The organism is Campylobacter sp. BCW_6461 (genome assembly GCF_001762735.1).
Taxonomy (GTDB): domain Bacteria; phylum Campylobacterota; class Campylobacteria; order Campylobacterales; family Campylobacteraceae; genus Campylobacter_D; species Campylobacter_D jejuni.
In genome coordinates this window covers 1-16,302 of the sequence record NZ_MJXJ01000007.1, presented here as the reverse complement: position 1 = coordinate 16,302, position 16,302 = coordinate 1, and the positions used below count along the sequence as shown (strand labels likewise).

Genomic DNA, 16,302 nt, shown 5'->3' with positions numbered 1-16,302 from the left:
TAATACTTATTTGGATTAAATAACAAAATTAAAATTTTCAAAGGAAAAATATTGAAGTTATTATTCGCTTCCTTTTGTTGTTTTGCAAGTTTAATGGCTAGTGATGCCATTAACTGCGACAACATTAAAAATAATAAAACATTGCTAAATGAAAGTTCAAATTTAGATTATTTAAATATAGCTTCAAGCTGTAAAGAATCTTTAAAAAATCAAGATTTTACAAAAAAACTCTATGCAATTTCCAATGAAATTCGCGGAAGCAATAGCTCTTGTAATGGTGTGGCTTATTTGCCAAAATTACAACAATTTGATTTTTTATTATTAAAAATAGCTATCGATCCCATCGCTTATCAAAAAACTTTAGATACACCCGAAAATTTAGAAAAAAAATATGATATTTTAAAATCTTATTTTAGATATTGGGCATATCAAAGTATAGGAAATTTTAGACTTTACAAAGCTTTTTGGAAAGAATACAATAACGCTATAGAACCTTTAGAAAAGTATTTTGAAAGTAATTTTAATTTTGATAAAGGTAGTAATATTTACTATACTAGCAATGCCTTAAACGAATTTTTAAATTGGGCTGTTGGTGAAACAAAAATTTACAAAGACATTAATCCTTTAGCAAAAATCATGTCAAATAAAAATTATTCGGTATCTTATATACAAGATTTTATTTTTTCAAATAATCCAAGCCAAGATGATCTTACTATAGCCTTGCAAGCAGCGCTTCTAAATCAAAGAGAAAAAGAAATTTTAGAACTTTTGATTCGTTTTGGTGCTAGGATTGACGAAGGTTATGAAAGTGCTATTTTTTACGCATTGGAAAATTATGAAAATACAAACTTTTTAATCCAAAATGGAGCAAATGTTAATCAAGCCAATGCCTTTGGTAAAACCCCGCTTTTTTATGCCATAGAGTTTAATCGTCTTGATATCATAAAACTACTTCTTGATAATGGAGCAAATGTTAATCAAAAATATATTAATAACAATGAAAAATTAGCATTAAGTGCGAACATAGGTTCAAATACGCCTTATTTTATTACATTTTGCGCTCTAGAGCACACTTCAAAAAATGTTTTAATGCATGCTGCAGCCTATGGAAATGTTGAAATTTTAAAACTTCTTATTTCAAAAGGAGCAAATTTTAACGCTGTTGATGATCTTGGTTTTAATGCACTTGACTTTGCGCTAGCAGCAGGTAAAAAAGAAAATGCTGATTATCTAAAAAGCTTGGGTTTAAAAGCAAACGAAAATCTATTTTACGGAGGTAGTTTAGAATGAAAACCGCATTTATTACAGGAGCTAGTTCAGGTTTTGGTAGAGCTTGCGTTGAAGCTTTTATACAAGAAGGCTACAAAGTAATCGCCCTTGCTAGACGCAAAGAGCGTCTAGAAGAGCTAAAAAATGCTTACAAAGATAAGATTTACACCCTTTGCATAGATGTAAGAAATCAAAAAGAAATCTTTGAAGCTATTGAAAATTTACCTAAAGAATTTCAAGAAATTGATGTGCTTTTTAATAATGCAGGCTTGGCTTTAGGAGTAGATGAATTTGATAAATTAAACCTTGAAGATATTAACACTATGGTAGATACAAACATCAAAGGATTTTTATATGTTGCAAAAGCTGTTATTCCTATACTTCGCAAACAAAAAAATGCTTATATTTTTAACTTAGGTTCGGTTGCGGGACGCAATCCTTATTTTGGAGGCAATGTGTATTGTGGAACCAAAGCCTTTGTAGGACAATTTTCATTGGCCTTAAGAAATGATCTTAGAGGAAGCAATATCAAAGTAACAAACATTGCTCCAGGACTTTGCAAAACTGAATTTAGTGAAGTGCGTTTTAAAGGAGATATCCAAAAAGCTGATGCAGTGTATGAAAATACGCAATTTATCAGTGCTAATGATATTGCCAAAGTGGTAATGTCTATCATTAACCTACCAAGCCATATTAATGTTAATGAAATCGAGCTTATGCCGGTAACACAAACTTGGAATGGATTTTATATAGAAAGAGATGAATGAATAAATTTTTAGTTTCATTGTTTTTACCTTTAGTTGCATTTGCAAACTCCTCAGAAGCAGCTGCAAATGCTAATTTATTTGGAGCTTTTACGCTTATACCACCTTTAGTTGCTATTGCTTTAGCCTTTATCACAAAAGATGTTATTTTATCGCTCTTTACTGGAGTTTTAAGTGGAACTTTTCTACTTAGCCTTTCTGCAAATATTTTTAAAGCACAACATTTAACTTTTGTAAATTATTACAATACTACAGTAGAATCTTTTTCAAAAATTATTTCCTATATCTTAGGTTCAACTTCAGATCCAGTAAATGCAGGAATCATTTTACAAATTCTTTGTATAGGTGGTCTTGTGGCACTTATCACAAAAATGGGAGGTGCAAAAGCTGTAGCATTAAAATTTGCCAAAAGAGCCAAATCAGCTGTATCAGCTCAAGTTAACACTTGGTTTTTAGGGCTTTTAATATTTTTTGATGACTATGCTAATTTACTAATCGTAGGTCCAATTATGCGTCCTTTGGCAGATAAATTTAAAATTTCTCGTGAAAAATTTGCCTTTATTATCGACTCTACCGCAGCTCCTGTGGCAGGAATAGCTGTAATTTCTACTTGGATAGGCTTAGAAGTTTCTTTAATTAAAACCGCTTATGAACACATAGGCATTAGCAATATTAGTGCTTTTGGAATTTTTGTTGAAACCATACCTTATCGTTTTTATAATATCTTCATGCTTTTTTTTGTAGTCATGACTGCAATCATGAGGCGTGAGTTTGGTTCTATGTACAAGGCTGAAGTGCGTGCAAGAACCACAGGACAAATTGCTCCTCTACCTAAATCAGGCACACTAGATACTACTGAATTAGAAGATCAGTTTTTAGCACCAAAAGAAGGTATTAAAATTCGTGCTTTTGATGCTATTGTTCCTATTTTTACTTTAATCATTTTAGCTATATTAGGATTTTATTTTAATGGACTTAGCACTTTAGAAGGCGAAGAACTTGCAAAAGCAAGTGCCAATCCTTTGTCTTTTGAAACTTTTAGGGCTGCTTTTGGAAATGCTGATTCTTCTGTGGTGTTATTCCAAGCTGCTTTGTTTGCTGCTATTGTAGCGATTTTTATCGGGGTGCGTCGTAAAATTTTCAATCTTAAAGAAGCGGTAGAAACTTGGATATATGGCTGGAAAACCATGATTTTTACCATAGTATTGCTTTTATTTGCTTGGTCGCTTTCAAGTATAGTAAAAGATCTAGGAACTTCTTTATTTATCACTAGTTTGCTTGCAGATAAATTGCCTGAGTTTATTTTGCCTGCTACTATTTTTGCTTTTGCTTCAGCCATTTCTTTTGCCATAGGAACAAGCTATGGAACTATGGGGATTTTAATGCCTTTGGCTGTGCCTTTAGCTCATGAAATCGCCAAAATCAATGGTATGGATGCAAATGCTATGCATCATTATATGGTTATTAATATAAGCTGCGTTTTAACAGGTGCGATTTTTGGAAACCATTGCTCACCAATTTCAGATAATGTAATCCTTTCATCTATGAGTGCAAAATGCGATCATATGGAGCATGTAAGAACACAAATTCCTTATGCTTTATTTATCTGTGGCATTTCTTTAATCGCTGGATATATTCCTGTATCTTTAGGACTTAGCGTTTGGTTTGTCTTGCCTTTAAATTTCATACTTATTGCACTTTTACTAAGACTCATCGGAAAGAAAGTTCCATGAGTCTTGAAAATTTTGGAAATTTTCTTACTTTAGATGAAAAACATTCTTTCATAAAAAAATATTTTAAAGAATTTTATACAAAGGATTTTAAACTTTTTGCTTCAAAAGATAAGCATTATCGTACAAGAGCTGAACTTTCATTTTATCATGAAAACGATACGCTTTTTTATGCGATGTTTGATCCAAAAAACAAAAAAAAGTACATTATAAAATATTTAGATTTTGCTGATGAAAAAATTTGTACTTTTATGCCAAAACTTCTAGAATACTTGCGTCAAGATAATAAATTAAAAGAAAAACTTTTTGGCGTGGAGTTTTTAACCACAAAGCAAGAACTTAGCGTAACTTTACTCTATCATAAAAATATAGAAGATATAAAGTCAAATTTAGAAAATTTAAGCAATATTCTTCATATCAACCTTATAGCAAGAAGTAAAGGCAAAAAGCTTATTTTTAAAACAGAAAATCTAAGACAAACTTTAAATATTCAAGGTAGAAAAATATTTTATGAATTTAACAACGATTGTTTTATTCAACCTAACACTACTATAAATGAAAAAATGATTACTTGGGTGTGTGAAATTTTAAACACTCAAAAAAGAATGGATTTACTTGAGCTTTACTGTGGATATGGAAATTTTACTTTAGCTTTAGCACCATTCTTTTTTAAAGTTTTAGCCACTGAAATTTCAAAAAGCAATATTAATTTTGCTTTAAAAAATTGCGAGCTTAACAATACAACAAATATCCACTTTGCAAGACTTTCAAGCGAAGAATTAAGTCTTGCTATCAAAAAAGAAAGAGAATTTTTTCGTTTAAAAGATATTCGATTAGATGATTTTAATTTCTCTCATGTTTTAGTTGATCCACCCCGTGCAGGACTTGATAAAAGCGTAATTGACTTAATAAAAAAATATGAAAATATTATTTATATTTCTTGCAATCCTATCACTTTAAAAGAAAATTTAAAAGAATTAAGCCTAACACATAGAGTGGAAGAGTTTGCTCTGTTTGATCAATTTGTCAATACTCCACATCTTGAATGCGGAGTATTTCTTAGCAAGGTATAAAAAAATAATTCATTAATTTAGCCAGTATTACTATTGCAATACAAAGCACAAATACAAAAGGGTGGATAAAAGCACCGAGTGGATTTTTCTTCTTTAATATAAAATGACAAAATAAAGAAAAAACAACTAAAGATAAAATTCCAAAAGCCAAAATAATTTTTACAGCAAAAAGTAAATTTAAAGGTTTAAAATGAAAACCTGCCAAAGCACCTCCGCTTAAAAAAAGCAAAAGAACCACAAAAGGCATTATTTTAACCCCAGTAGCACTAAAAAGACTTTTGTCAAAATTAGGATTTTTCTTTTTAACTACACCCAAAACAAATACATCAACAAACAAATAACCTATAAACAAAATAGCACAAAGAAGATGGATTGTTAAAGTATATGGATAAAATTCTTCCATTTTTCCCTCCTTATTAAACTTCGGAATTTGCTATATTATAACACTTTTTTCATTTTTTAAATTCACTTTAGTTAATTTTTTAATCATTTAAGATAAAATACCAAAACAAAGGTTAACAATGAATGAAAAAGAAACTATCTCTTATATTATAAATACAAGTAAAAATATTGCCATATTTGCTTTAAGTCCAGATAAGACAAAAGCTTCTTATAGGGTAGCAGAATTTTTACAAAGAAAAAATTATAAAATTTTTCCTATTTATCCTAAAGAAGAGTTTATTTTAAATGAAAAAGTTTATAGAAATTTAGATCAAATAGAAGAAAAAATCGATACACTTATACTTTTTAGAAAAGGCGAAGTGGCACTAGAAATTCTTCCTAAGCTTGTTGAAAAAAATATTAAAAACCTATGCCTTCAACTTGGTATTAGTAATGAAACAGCCAAAGAAGAATGTAAAAAATTAGATATAAATTTTATACAAAATCGTTGCATTATGCTAGAATATCCGTATTTTAAAACAAAGGAAAAATAGTGTTAGAGCTTAATAAAATTTACAAAGCAAAACAACAAATTTCAGGGTTTGTAAACAAAACTCCTTTCATATACTCTTCTTTTTTAAGTGATATTTGTCAAAGTGAGATTTATCTTAAAAATGAAAATTTACAAATTACAGGTGCTTATAAAATTCGTGGAGCTTATAATAAAATAGCCAATCTTAGCGCTGAACAAAAACAACACGGAGTCATTGCGGCAAGTGCAGGAAACCATGCTCAAGGCGTGGCCATTAGTGCAAAAAAATTTGGCATTAAAGCAGTTATTGTAATGCCAGAATCCACTCCGCTCTTAAAAGTTTCTGCTACAAAAGCCTTAGGAGCAGAGGTGATACTCAAAGGAGACAATTTTGATGAAGCTTATGTCTTTGCAACCTCTTATGCTAAAGAAAATAATCTTAGTTTTATCCATCCTTTTGAAGATGAATTTGTAATGGCAGGACAAGGAACTTTGATGCTTGAAATGCTTGATGAAATAAGCGATCTTGATATGATTATCGCACCTGTTGGAGGTGGAGGACTTATAAGTGGTATCGCAAGTGCAGCTAAACAAATCAATCCAAACATTAAAATCATCGGAGTTGGAGCCAAAGGAGCTCCTGCAATGTATGAAAGTTTTCATGCCAAAAAAATCAAAAATGCAAAAAGCGTACGCACTATAGCCGATGGTATTGCTGTGCGTGATGCAAATCCTATTAATTTTAATATTATTTTAGAATGCGTAGATGATTTTATCCAAGTTGATGATGAAGAAATCGCTAATGCGGTATTGTTTTTACTTGAAAAACATAAAATCATAGTTGAAGGCGCAGGAGCTGCGAGTGTAGCCACCCTACTTCATCAAAAAATAAATACACAAAATCATAAAAAAATTGGCGTAGTTTTAAGCGGAGGCAATATCGATGCACAAATGCTAAATATCATCATAGAAAAAGGTTTATTTAAATCCTACAGAAAAATGCAAATTCATGTTACTTTAGTAGATAAACCTGGGGCATTATTACACCTTACAGACAGCTTAAAAATAGCCAATGCAAATATAGTAAAAATCGACTATGATAGATTTTCCACCAAGCTTGATTATGGCGATGCGATGATTTCAATTACCCTAGAAACCAAAGGTAAAGAACATCAAGAAGAAATAAGAAAAATTTTAACCCAAAAGGCCTTTAATTTCTATGAAAGTTTTTAATAACATATACGGCTTAAATAAAGCCCATTTGGCGGTGCTAAAAAGTGATTGTATTGCTTTTTGGCCTCAATCTGTTCTTTGAGTTCTTTTTCACTCATTTTTCCTTCTAAAACCTTTAAAACACTTGCTACACTTAATCTAATTTGCCCTCTTAAAAAACCATTAGCTTTAAAATGAAAAATGCTAAAATCTTTATAAGCATAAGCTCTAGCAATAAAAATTTCTCTTAAAGTCGTTTTATTATCTCCTCCACTTTTGCAAAAAAACTTTAAATCCTTTTTTCCCACAAAAAAACCCAAAAGCTCGTTAGCCTTATCTAAGTCAAATTTAGGATAAAAATGCACATAAGAAGCCATAAAAGGACTATAAGAAGAGTGAGAAAATATATAGCGGTATTCTCTACTTTTTACATCAAATCTTACTTCAAAATCATCTTTTACTTTTTCAATTTTTTTGATATGGATAAAAGGATGGGAAAATTTATTAAGCTGTTTTTGAAGATATTCTAAATTTGTAAAATAATCTCCACACTCCACACTAGCTACAGCATAGCTTGCATGTACTCCTTTATCTGTACGAGAAGCCATCAAAAGAGGTGAAAAAATACCCAAATGCGATAAGGCCCCACTTAAAGCATCTTGAACACCTTTTTTATGAGGCTGAGTAGCAGAACCTAAAAAAGCAGTGCCATCATAAGAAAATATAATTTTTATTTTCATCAATAACGACTCAAAATCATTTTCTTAAAACAATAAGCCGAAACAAATAAACTTAAAGAAAAAATTCCAAGGCAAGCCAAAATTGGAGGTTGAGAAAAAGAACTTAAAAGTCCAAAATATATAGCAATCACTCCAAACATACCTAAATACACATAGCCTTTTTCATAACGATAAGTAACCAAACCAAAACAAAGCGCAAAAAGCGTACTAGCAAGTGGAAACAAGGCTATAGTTGTATAAATCACAAATTCTCTTGCTCTTTGTGGATTTTCGTTTAAATCATTCCAGTATTCATAAAATTTCTTTGTTTGAAGATTGTCTGTATTAAACTGAGTATTTACTACTAAAGTGTCAAATTCTCCACTAAAAATACTTTGACCTTGCTCAAAATTATACATTTTGCCTTGATTCAAGCTAAAAGCAAAGCTATCATCTTTTCTTTGCACATGCGCTTCTTTGGCTATGATAAGTTGTTCTTTATCATCTGCTTTATGTTTAGGGCGATACATAATTATGTTTTCATACTTATCACTATCTTGTTTTTCTATAAAAATCATCCAGTCTAAAAATTTTTGTCCAAATTCTCCTGTTTTGTAGTTAAATTTCACTTGAGTGCTTTTATAGTTTACAAAGTTATCCTGAAGTTCAAATACTATAGGTATCATTACCAAAGCCACAACAAGCATAAAAGCACTAATCAAGCTTGCAATTTTAAGGAAAAATTTTGCCAAAATCATTGGTGAAAATCCCAAAGTAAAAAGTACTATGCTTTCATTTTCCTTAGAAAGCCTAAACAAAGCCAAAGTTAAAGAAATAAAAAAAGATATAGGCAAGGTAAAAATTAAAATTCTAGGCAACATAAACCCATAAAGCTTTAAAAGATCCAAAAAACTAATCTCTATGCTTGAAGTAAGTTTTGCAAGTTGAATAAAAAACACCATAGATACAATAGCAAAAAGTACGAAAAATATAGACAAATTCGTACTTAAAAATTGATTTAAAACATATCTTAAACTAAGCTTCATTAGAATAATCCTAAGTTTTTATAAAATAAAACTGCCACAAAAGCGATATTTAAAAAGGGTATCATAGCAAGTTCTTGCTCTTTTATTGCTTTAATTCTAAAAAAAATAAAAAAAGGCAAAGTCAAAATAGAAGCTATAAATAATACTAAAAATCCATACTCAAAACCTAAAATTCCACCTATACAAGACATAATAATAATATCAGCATCACCCAAATTTTCTAAAATTTCATCTTTTTTTTGGAAATTCATTAGAAAAAAAACCAAACTTTTTAATAAAAAAACAAATCCTCCAAAACTAAAAGCATTTAGTAAAAAACCTCCACTAAACTCTTTAAAAATCAAAAAATGTAAAATTTCACTCTCCCTAAAGGCGTAAAAAAAAGCAAATAAAAAAGCACTCCAAAGTAAAATTTGTGGTACGGCTTTGAGTTTAATATCAATTAAAGAAAGTAAGAAAAGATTAAATAAAAATAGAGATAAAAATAAAAAATCATAAAAATTTTGACTTAAAGAATAAACCAAAATAAGCAAAATTGCGCCTAAAATTTCATTGATTAACAAAGAAATAGGCAAATGACATTTACAAGTTTGACATTTTGCCTTTAAAAAAATATAAGAAAAAATAGGAATAATTTCATAGTATTTTAATTTTGTATCACAAGAAAAACAAAAAGAGCGCGAGATAAAAAAGGGCTTTTTTTCAATTATCCTACTTGCCAAACTTGTGCAAAAAGAACCCAAACAAGCCCCTAGAATTATTATGAAAAATATCATTTTCCAAAAGTTCTTTCTCTATTTCTAAATTCTTTAATAATCCTTTTAAATTCTCTCTTGGTAAGAGATGGAAATAAAGTTTCACTAAAATAAATTTCAGCATATGAACACTGCCAAAGTAAGAAATTTGAAAGTCTTTTAGCGTTTCCAACGCGAAGCATCAAATCCACATCTAAAGGTAAATCTAAATTTTGCGTTAAATTTTCTTCATTTAGCTCAAGTTTTTTTTCAATCACACGCTTAGCAGCTCTTATAATCTCATCTCTTGCACCATAACTTATAGCCAAATTAACACAAAGTGCGTCACAATGCTTTGTTTTTTCTTCAACTAAGGTAATTTTTTCTCTTACTTTATCTTCCAAGCGCGATAAATCACCTATAGCTCTTAAACGCACATTATTTTTTTCAAATTTTTCTAAAGCTTCATCTAAACAACGATCTAAAAGTTCAAAGATAAAATCAATTTCATCTTTAGGACGCTTCCAATTTTCCGTACTAAAAGCAAAAAGGCTTAAATTTGAAATATTTTCTTCCATGCAAACTTCCATCAATTTTTGCATAGTTTTGACTCCTTGGGAATATCCAAGCTTTGCCAAAAAACCCTTAGCTCTAGCCCAGCGCCTATTGCCATCCATAACAACAGCAAGATGTTTTAATTCATTCATTTTTCATCCTTTAAAATCAAAAAGCCTTTTGAAAACAAACAAAGGTTCAATCTTGTTTTCTTGCGATACATTAAAATCTAAATGTTCGTTTAAAAATTTTTGCACCTTGGCAAAAGGTGTAAAAACACTAATGCCTTGCGAGTCTATTAAAATTTTTAAAGCTCCAAAAACACTAAAATATAAGTAAATTTCTAAATATTTTGCTCTTTTACGCATTTGAAACAAGCAAGATTTATTTTCAAAGTTAAAAGGAATATGATAAATATTTTCAAAACTTGCAAAAAGCATTTCTTTTAATATCTGATAACGCTCTATATCTTTACAATCTAAAAGATTTTGTATAATGAATTTTTTATAAGAAATTTTATCCTCTAACATAGCGATTATCAAAGCCAATCCCTCTTCAAAAGGTTTAAAATTAGGACGCTTTGAAAGATGTTTAAATTGTATAACTCCACCATTTTGCATATAAAGTTCAGCTAAATATTCAGCACCAATTTCAAGCTCTATCATGCTTTTGGTTTGAATCTTTTTATGATTTAATAAAAGCGTATAATGTCCATAACCTGATTTAGCTAAAACTTTCATTTGTATAGGTAAGGTAGAATTAATCATACTCATAATTTTTCACACCATTTTACTAATTCAAATGCCAATTTTTCTTTGCTTTGCAAAGTGCTTTTATTTTCATTGTTTAAAGTGATAAAATAAAGCTCATTTTGATCGCTTCCAAAATAATTTTTTTGATCAATGATATTAAGACAAACCATATCAAGTTGCTTATCTTTTAAAGATTTTTTCGCATTTTCTAAGGCATTTTGAGAATCAAATTCCATCTTAAAACCTATCTTTTTGCCTTGAAATTTGCAAGTTTTAAGCAAATCTTCATTTAAAGATAGATGCAAATTTAAACCCTGCAAATGCTCATTTTTTTTAATTTTCCCTTTTACACTTTGAGGGATAAAATCACTCACCGCAGCCGTCATAATCAAAAAGTCATGATTTAAATTTTTATCCAAAAGCTCCTTTAGATCCTTAGAACTTTCAAATTTGCAAAGCTCATAAGGCGTATCAAATTCCACAGAGCTTAAAAGTTTTACCCTAGCTCCTAAAAAATAAAAAGCGTCAGCTATGGCCTTTGCCATTTTTCCACTTGAAAAATTACTCACACAACGCACATCATCGATCTTTTCTTTTGTGCCGCCACCTGTGATAACTACACTTTTATCGCACCAAAACTTTTCTTTTAAAAGCTCTCTTTTGGTGATATTAAAAATATCCTTAACTTCAGCTAAGGCTCCTACGCCTTCATCTTTACAAGCTAAAACTTTACAAATAGGCTCTATAATCAAAGCTTTATTTTCTTTAAGTATCTTTAAAGAATTTCGCGTGCTAAAATGATGAAACATATTTGTATTTGCCGCAGGAGCTATGATAAGAGGTTTATTTGCTGCGATTAAGGTTTGGATAAAAAGATTATCCGCTATACCAAAAGCAAGTTTATTGATAGAATTAACACTTGCAGGGGCAAACAAAACAAGGTCTACATCCTTGCTAAAAGCTATGTGATTGTTTGAATTTTGCCAACTTTCATTTTCCTCACATAAAACTTCATCAACCAAGGCTTCAAAACTCATTTTGCTAGCAAATTTTAACAAACCATTAGAAAGCAAAACTTTTACCCTAAAGCCTTCTTTTTTAAACAAAGAAATAAGCTCATAAGATTTATAAAAAGCTATACTACCGCTAATGGCTAAAAGTATGGTTTTCATTTTTGAAATTTCTTATAATAATAATCTTTTATCATTTTATGCCCTGCTCTATTGATAAACAAAGCACCCTTTTCTACATTGACACTTACTGTGCTTCCTGCTGCTATGATCACTTCATCTTCGATTTTTACAGGTGCGATAAATTGCGTATCCGAACCTACAAAAACATTTTTTCCTATGATGGTTTTATACTTTTTTACCCCATCATAATTACAAGTGATAGTCCCACAGCCTATATTGGTTCCACTATCTATCTCACAATCTCCTAAATAGCTCAAATGCCCTGCTTTTACGGTATTTAACTTTGCATTTTTGCATTCTACAAAATTTCCTATATGAGTGTTTTTTAACTCACAATTTGGACGCAAATGTGCCAAAGGCCCTACATCGCTATTTTCTACGATGGAATTTTCTATCACGCTTGAACTTTTAATGATAGAGTTTATAATCTTACTTTTGCCCTCTATCCTTACATTTTCATATACTTCACATTCACCTACAAATTCAACATCTGCACCTATAAAAGTGCTTTGCGGTAAATGAAAAATCACACCCTGTTGCATCCAGTATTTTTTAATTTTTTCTTGCATGAAATTTTCAGCTATACTGAGTTCAAATTTATCATTAATCCCCATAAATTCATCTTCATCTACAAAAACCGCTTTAATCATCACATCTTTTTCTTTTGCTAGTTTTACAATGTCGGTTAAATAATACTCTTTTGCCGCATTATTGTTATCAATCAAAGGTAAAAGCTCTTTTAAAAGCCTAGAGTCAATCACATAAACCCCAGCATTGCAAGTATTTATCTCTTTTTCTTGTGTATTTGCATCTTTAAATTCAACAATTTTTTCAACGCTATCGTTTTTTATCACCACTCTGCCATAACTTTTAGGATCTCTTGCTTTAAAAACTGCTAGATTTAATTTTGCATTATTACTCAACAAAGCTTCCAAACTTGTTTGCTCAACCAAAGGCATATCGCCACAAAGAATCAACACTCTTTCATTTTTAGGCTCAAACCCCCTTAAAGCTCCCGCAGTTCCTGGATAATTTTGCAAGTCTTGCTCTAAAATTTGTGTTTTTGGAAAATATTCTAAAATTTCTTTTTCAACGCGTTCTTTTTGATGCGATAAAACTACACTTACATCATCACTTAAAGCAAAAGCCTTTTTTAAAATGTGTAAAATCATACTTTTTTGACAAAGCTCTTGCAAAACCTTTGGCTTTTGTGATTTCATTCTAGTGCCTAATCCTGCCGCTAAAATCAAAATAGAAGTTTTCATTTTTTACCTTTGTTATTAAGAAGTCTAAAAGACTATTTTAGCAGTTTAAAGTTAAAATCCTAATACCCTTAAACTAGTTTTTAGTCATCAAAAGATAAAATTTAAATTTCTTTAATAAAAAACAAAAAAAAGGTTTTTAAATTTTGAAAAAAATATTATTATTTTTACTTTTAAGCATGAGCTTATTTGCTGCTGAGGCAACTATCCCTACAGTAAATTTAAGCTTAAGTGCACCCAATACACCTAATCAGCTTGTTACTACTTTAAATATAGTGATTGTTTTAACCATACTTGCGCTCGCTCCAAGTATAGTTTTTGTTATGACTTCTTTCTTGCGTCTTATTGTGGTATTTTCATTTTTGCGACAAGCTATGGGGACGCAAAGTATGCCACCTAACACTATTTTAGTAACCTTGGCTTTAATTTTAACTTTTTTTATCATGGAACCTGTAGCTACAAAATCCTATAATGAAGGTATAAAACCTTATTTAGCAGAAAAAATAGGCTATGAAGAGGCTTTTATAAAAGGAGCAAAGCCTTTTAAAGATTTTATGCTTAAAAATACTCGAGAAAAAGATTTAGCCCTTTTTTATCGCATACGCAATCTACCCAATCCCAAAACCATAGATGATGTTCCCCTTACGGTTTTAGTTCCTGCTTTTATGATTTCAGAGCTTAAAACCGCTTTTGAAATAGGGTTTTTAATCTACCTACCCTTTTTAGTCATAGATATGGTTGTAAGCTCAGTTTTAATGGCTATGGGTATGATGATGCTACCTCCTACTATGATCTCTTTACCTTTTAAACTCTTAATTTTTGTATTAGTGGATGGATGGAATTTGCTAGTGCAAAGGCTTGTGGAAAGCTTTGTAACCTAAGAAGGAAAATCCTTCTTAGAAAAAGAATTCTAAATTATTCTTTTTAAAAGTATCTTTAACATCTTTAAGATATTTCTCTCCTAAAGAATCAAAAAGCCCATCTTTTTTGCTTTCTGCAATAAATTCATCAAGCTCTTTTTTAAGTTCTGCATTGCCTTTTTGTACTGCTATACCCCAAAACTCAGGATTTTCTTGAAAAGGCGCTAAAATGGCTCTGGTTGTATCTTGATGTTTTTGCCAAGTCCGATAAATCGTAAGTTGATCATAAAAAAATCCATCAGCCTTGCCTTGAATCACTTCCAAAATAGCAGCATTTTCTTTATCAAATAAATTAATAGTTGCATTTTTTAAATTTTTAACCGCATATAAATGCCCTGTAGAACCACGCTTTAAAGCCAAAACTTTGCCCTTTTTATCTAAATCTTTGATATTTGTAATATCAGAGTTCAAAGGAGTTAAAATAGCCAAATTTGCCTTAGCATAAGGAATGCTAAAATCCACCACTTTCTTTCTCTCATCGGTAATTGTCATAGAGGACATAATAAGATCTATCTTGGCTGTTTTTAAAGCAGGTATTAAACCATCCCAAGCGATATTTTTTACTACAAGTTTATAGCCGTTTTTCTTTGCAAAAGCTTCTAAAAAATCCACGCTAATTCCACTTGCTTTGCCTGTTTTATCGCTCATTTCAAAAGGCGGATATCCAAGCTCCATTCCTACAACCAAATCTTTTGCACTCAAATTTAAAGCAAAAAAAGAGATAAAAATCAAAATAATTTTTTTCATAATTTCCTTTCAAAATTTTTTGTAAAAAAATTATACTAATTTTATCTTATTTTGTTATTAGCAATTTATTTCAAACTTAAAAAATTAAAACTTCTAAACCCTAGTTTGTCCTATAAGATTATTTAATCTATCCATTATAGAACCAACATAAGAATTTATACTTTCACTGCTTGCTTTCCAGCCATTAGCCTTTGCTTGATTAAACTGATTATCAAACCAAGCTCCACCATAGCCTATACTTGTATTTTGCCAAGCAACTCCTTTTTCCATTGCATATATATCTGCATCAAGCCAGCCATCTTGTGCATAACCTTTTAACAAACTTGCAAAATCAACTTTGCCTGTCATAATGTCATCTAGTGAAACATCGAAAGAAGGATTTGCTTTCATTTCTTGCTCAAATTTTGCTTCTAAAACTTTTGCTTCAGGACTAAAAACAACTTGATTTGGAGATGGAATAGGCGAATAAGACTTTAAAAAACTCATAAATAAAGCTTCTTTAGAATAACTTCCATCTTCATTTTGTGGATAAACTGACATATCAGGATTAAATTCACCTTCATTTGAAGGTCCTTGCTCCATGCTTTGTGGAGAAAAGTCAAGTTTCATAAGGTTCATACCCAAATTCATAGTAGAATACTTAATCGCTTGTGCTTCGTGAAATTGTTCTGCGTTAAATATATGTGTTACAATATATTCTTTGTTTTCATTGCAACCATCATTTAGTCCTTTTGGTAATTGCTCTAAATCAGCTTCGCTAAAACTTGTTTTATCATTTGGAAATGCACTTATTACTTGATTAAAGCTATTATAATAGGATTTAACAATAGAAGCCATATCAAAACTATCATAATAGTTTCCACTGGTTTCACTAGCCATATTATGTTGATTAAATCTCTCTATCTCATCCAAAGTAGATTTATGTATCTTAAAATCTTCAGGTAATCCTGCGGCTTTGTTAAAATCACTTCCCATATAACCATCTTTATCTACACTATAACCATAGGCTGTATCAGTGCTTAAATCTGTTTGTTTATATTTTAGAGTATAAATAGAGTTTTTAAATTCACTTGATATATCATAGTTAGGAGAACTTGTCTTACTACTTATACTAAAATTAGTATTATTGCTGGTATTTGTTGTATTAGTAGAATTTAATACTTCACTTCTTGCTAGAGTTTGTGAATTTGCATTTTGAATTTCATTTAATTTACTAGCATTTTGTTTTAAAAAAGCATTAGTAAAACTTATTTTAGAATTTTCTTTACTTTCTTTATTAGCTTTTGCTTGTGAAAGTATAGAACCATAGTTTGAGTTATCATTGATGCTAAAGATACTCATATTAATTCCTTGATTTAGATTTTTCTGCCTTCAATCTAAATATATTAAAATAATATAAGCAAAATCTGTTCC

The 16,302-nt window shown here is 30.3% G+C and carries 17 protein-coding genes; 7 read left to right on the top strand and 10 right to left on the bottom strand.

Annotated elements, in window-relative coordinates; all coding sequences use genetic code 11:
- The first annotated feature begins 51 nt into the window (after nucleotides 1-51).
- The 4 genes from AJ882_RS00475 to trmA are packed head-to-tail and all read left to right on the top strand — an operon-like array spanning nucleotide 52 to nucleotide 4,836.
- Complete coding sequence (locus AJ882_RS00475; protein ID WP_011049788.1) at nucleotides 52-1,290, top strand: ankyrin repeat domain-containing protein; 1,239 nt, start codon at nucleotides 52-54, stop codon at nucleotides 1,288-1,290.
- Nucleotides 1,287-2,036, top strand: coding sequence for an SDR family NAD(P)-dependent oxidoreductase (locus tag AJ882_RS00470; protein WP_002860500.1), 750 nt, complete (start codon nucleotides 1,287-1,289; stop codon nucleotides 2,034-2,036). The genes AJ882_RS00475 and AJ882_RS00470 overlap by 4 nt, the downstream gene beginning before the upstream one ends.
- Nucleotides 2,033-3,766: a Na+/H+ antiporter NhaC family protein gene (locus AJ882_RS00465; protein ID WP_011049787.1), complete on the top strand. Its 1,734-nt coding sequence runs from the start codon at nucleotides 2,033-2,035 to the stop codon at nucleotides 3,764-3,766. The genes AJ882_RS00470 and AJ882_RS00465 overlap by 4 nt, the downstream gene beginning before the upstream one ends.
- The gene (trmA, locus tag AJ882_RS00460) at nucleotides 3,763-4,836 is read left to right on the top strand and encodes a tRNA (uridine(54)-C5)-methyltransferase TrmA (RefSeq protein ID WP_002874176.1); all 1,074 of its coding nucleotides are present in this window, start codon (nucleotides 3,763-3,765) and stop codon (nucleotides 4,834-4,836) included. The genes AJ882_RS00465 and trmA overlap by 4 nt, the downstream gene beginning before the upstream one ends.
- On the opposite strand, the gene AJ882_RS00455 is transcribed toward trmA, so the two are convergent.
- The gene (locus AJ882_RS00455; RefSeq protein ID WP_002856751.1) at nucleotides 4,823-5,239 is read right to left on the bottom strand and encodes a membrane protein; all 417 of its coding nucleotides are present in this window, start codon (nucleotides 5,237-5,239) and stop codon (nucleotides 4,823-4,825) included. The genes trmA and AJ882_RS00455 overlap by 14 nt on opposite strands.
- Nucleotides 5,240-5,357: 118 nt before the next feature.
- Between AJ882_RS00455 and AJ882_RS00450 the strand changes: the two genes are divergently transcribed.
- Together AJ882_RS00450 and ilvA are read left to right on the top strand one after the other, a co-directional pair.
- Nucleotides 5,358-5,771: a CoA-binding protein gene (locus AJ882_RS00450; protein ID WP_002867490.1), complete on the top strand. Its 414-nt coding sequence runs from the start codon at nucleotides 5,358-5,360 to the stop codon at nucleotides 5,769-5,771.
- Nucleotides 5,771-6,982, top strand: a complete 1,212-nt coding sequence (gene ilvA / locus AJ882_RS00445) for a threonine ammonia-lyase (protein WP_002866959.1) — start codon at nucleotides 5,771-5,773, stop codon at nucleotides 6,980-6,982. The genes AJ882_RS00450 and ilvA overlap by 1 nt, the downstream gene beginning before the upstream one ends.
- On the opposite strand, the gene truA is transcribed toward ilvA, so the two are convergent.
- The 7 genes from truA to glmU are packed head-to-tail and all read right to left on the bottom strand — an operon-like array spanning nucleotide 6,979 to nucleotide 13,225.
- Nucleotides 6,979-7,704 carry a tRNA pseudouridine(38-40) synthase TruA gene (truA, locus tag AJ882_RS00440; RefSeq protein WP_074471096.1) on the bottom strand — a complete coding sequence of 242 codons (726 nt, stop codon included), beginning with the start codon at nucleotides 7,702-7,704 and terminating at the stop codon, nucleotides 6,979-6,981. The genes ilvA and truA overlap by 4 nt on opposite strands.
- Nucleotides 7,701-8,726 carry an LptF/LptG family permease gene (locus AJ882_RS00435; protein ID WP_002856798.1) on the bottom strand — a complete coding sequence of 342 codons (1,026 nt, stop codon included), beginning with the start codon at nucleotides 8,724-8,726 and terminating at the stop codon, nucleotides 7,701-7,703. The genes truA and AJ882_RS00435 overlap by 4 nt, the downstream gene beginning before the upstream one ends.
- A complete protein-coding gene (locus AJ882_RS00430) occupies nucleotides 8,726-9,502 on the bottom strand; it encodes a prepilin peptidase (protein ID WP_002859509.1) in 777 nt (258 codons plus the stop codon). Before AJ882_RS00430 ends, AJ882_RS00435 begins: the two co-directional genes overlap by 1 nt.
- On the bottom strand, nucleotides 9,499-10,167 hold the full coding sequence (uppS, locus tag AJ882_RS00425) for a polyprenyl diphosphate synthase (protein ID WP_002852565.1): 669 nt from the start codon (nucleotides 10,165-10,167) through the stop codon (nucleotides 9,499-9,501). Before uppS ends, AJ882_RS00430 begins: the two co-directional genes overlap by 4 nt.
- A 3-nt stretch (nucleotides 10,168-10,170) precedes the next feature.
- The gene (locus AJ882_RS00420; protein ID WP_002888613.1) at nucleotides 10,171-10,788 is read right to left on the bottom strand and encodes a hypothetical protein; all 618 of its coding nucleotides are present in this window, start codon (nucleotides 10,786-10,788) and stop codon (nucleotides 10,171-10,173) included.
- Complete coding sequence (gene coaBC, locus AJ882_RS00415) at nucleotides 10,785-11,939, bottom strand: bifunctional phosphopantothenoylcysteine decarboxylase/phosphopantothenate--cysteine ligase CoaBC (protein ID WP_002907964.1); 1,155 nt, start codon at nucleotides 11,937-11,939, stop codon at nucleotides 10,785-10,787. The genes AJ882_RS00420 and coaBC overlap by 4 nt, the downstream gene beginning before the upstream one ends.
- Entirely contained in the window at nucleotides 11,936-13,225 is a 1,290-nt protein-coding gene (gene glmU / locus AJ882_RS00410; RefSeq protein WP_011049785.1) for a bifunctional UDP-N-acetylglucosamine diphosphorylase/glucosamine-1-phosphate N-acetyltransferase GlmU, read from the bottom strand. The genes coaBC and glmU overlap by 4 nt, the downstream gene beginning before the upstream one ends.
- A 143-nt stretch (nucleotides 13,226-13,368) precedes the next feature.
- Between glmU and fliP the strand changes: the two genes are divergently transcribed.
- Entirely contained in the window at nucleotides 13,369-14,103 is a 735-nt protein-coding gene (fliP, locus tag AJ882_RS00405; protein ID WP_002852529.1) for a flagellar type III secretion system pore protein FliP, read from the top strand.
- 15 nt (nucleotides 14,104-14,118) lie between these two features.
- Here the strand turns inward: fliP and AJ882_RS00400 are convergent, their stop codons facing one another.
- Together AJ882_RS00400 and AJ882_RS00395 are read right to left on the bottom strand one after the other, a co-directional pair.
- Complete coding sequence (locus tag AJ882_RS00400) at nucleotides 14,119-14,889, bottom strand: transporter substrate-binding domain-containing protein (RefSeq protein ID WP_002859503.1); 771 nt, start codon at nucleotides 14,887-14,889, stop codon at nucleotides 14,119-14,121.
- Nucleotides 14,890-14,982: 93 nt separating this feature from the next.
- Complete coding sequence (locus tag AJ882_RS00395) at nucleotides 14,983-16,230, bottom strand: Cj0814 family flagellar-dependent secreted protein (RefSeq protein WP_011049784.1); 1,248 nt, start codon at nucleotides 16,228-16,230, stop codon at nucleotides 14,983-14,985.
- Between the last annotated feature and the right edge of the window lie 72 nt (nucleotides 16,231-16,302).